Annotated in this window: 1 protein-coding gene; it reads right to left on the minus strand. The window is 62.6% G+C overall.

Features of this window, described 5'->3' with window-relative positions; genetic code table 11:
• Positions 1 to 311: 311 nt before the first annotated feature.
• Entirely contained in the window at positions 312 to 1,061 is a 750-nt protein-coding gene (locus ACWEBX_RS40470) for an SDR family oxidoreductase (protein ID WP_451889686.1), read from the minus strand.
• Positions 1,062 to 1,518 lie beyond the last annotated feature (457 nt).

Here is a 1,518-nt window from a genome sequence, read left to right on the forward strand (position 1 = left end):
GGAGCCGAGTTCAAGCCCCGCAGGTTCGAAGCCCCGCAACCTGCAGATCACCTCATACGTCGGCTCGACGGACCGGGAAATCGCCAAGGACACCCGGCGCCCGGTACCGCCAGGAGGCTGGAGACCCTCCCTGGCCGGCACCGTATCGTCTCGTCGCCGGCGCTAACCGCGAACGTGCCGGTCGGCGCCGGCCGTTCGCGGAGCGGTTCAGGAACTGCCCACCGCCGAGATCGTCCGCACAGATCGGGAATCGCCGCGGACGAGTGTTGTCACTGAGGGTGGCCCCATTGGACACCTCGCACGACAGACATTCAGATCTGATTCAGACCGCCGTCAACGAAGAGCTCCGACCCGGTGACAAAGCTGCTCTCGTCCGATGCCAAGAAGAGGGCGGCGGCTGCGGCCTCTGCTGGGTGGCCCATCCGGCCGAGAGGAACCTGCTGCGCCAAGGCTTTCTGGACCAGCTTTGCCTGCTCTTCGTCGGGCGCCAGTCCAGTGATTCCGGGAGTGTCGATCGGCCCAGGCACCAGGGTGTTGACTCGGATACCGCGGCCTCTGAGTTCGTTGGCCCAGGTTCTCGAGAAGGAGCGAATCGCAGCCTTGGAGGCGGCGTAAACGCCGAATGCCTCTCCACCGGCGGTCGCTGCCGTAGAACCCGTGAGGATCACAGATGCCCCGTCCTGCAGAAGCGGCAGCGCCTTTTGAACGGTGAAGAGGGTGCCTCGAACGTTGGTGTCGAAAGCGGCGTTGAAGTGCTGTTCGGTGACCTGTTCCAGCGTGGCGAACTCGCCGCCACCTGCGTTGGCGAACAGAACGTCGATACGGCGTCCCTGTTCGGCAATGATGGCGTAGAGCCGGTCGAGGTCCGCCAGATTGGCCACGTCGCCGCGGACCGCGGTGACGTTGGCGCCGAGGTCAGCTGCTGCGGCGTCGAGAGCTTCCTGCCGTCGACCTGTGATGAACACGTGAGCACCCTCGGCTGCGAACCGTCGCGCTGTAGCCAAACCGATACCACTGTTGGCACCGGTGACGACTGCAGTCTTGTTCTCGAGCTGTCCCATATTTCGTTCCTACTTTCTTATGGCGATGGACTTTGACGTAACAATATCTGTTACATCAAAGATCGTTATGCTGGACCCTACTGAAGAATCAGCTCAGGGTTTCTGCGCGGGCGGACTGAATGGGAGCAGTGAGCGCTGCCGGTCGACGTAGCGCCTGCACGAACACGCGCTACGCCTGTTGGCCTGTACGCTCGATCGGTAGCCTGTGAGTGGTCAGTGACAAATCCCGACACGGGCCTTCCTGGCGAAGAAATTTCCCGCCAGGTGCTGCCGATACGTCACGTTGCGACCCGATCGGTAACCCTCGAAGTGCAAGTCAGGTGTTCTGCTGGGCCAGAACATCTCGCAGCACGTCTGCGATCGCCGGGACCAGCACCACCATCGCGACCAGTGCGGCGATCACGATCGGCACGTTGACCAGGAAGACCGAGCCCCACCAGAAGTGCTCCAGCAGAAC

The organism is Streptomyces sp. NPDC005070 (genome assembly GCF_053600395.1).

Excerpts from the sequence above, each read along its gene's own strand:
- ACWEBX_RS40470 (WP_451889686.1), bottom strand. The coding sequence starts at position 1,061 with ATGGGACAGCTCGAGAACAAGACTGCAGTCGTCACCGGTGCCAACAGT.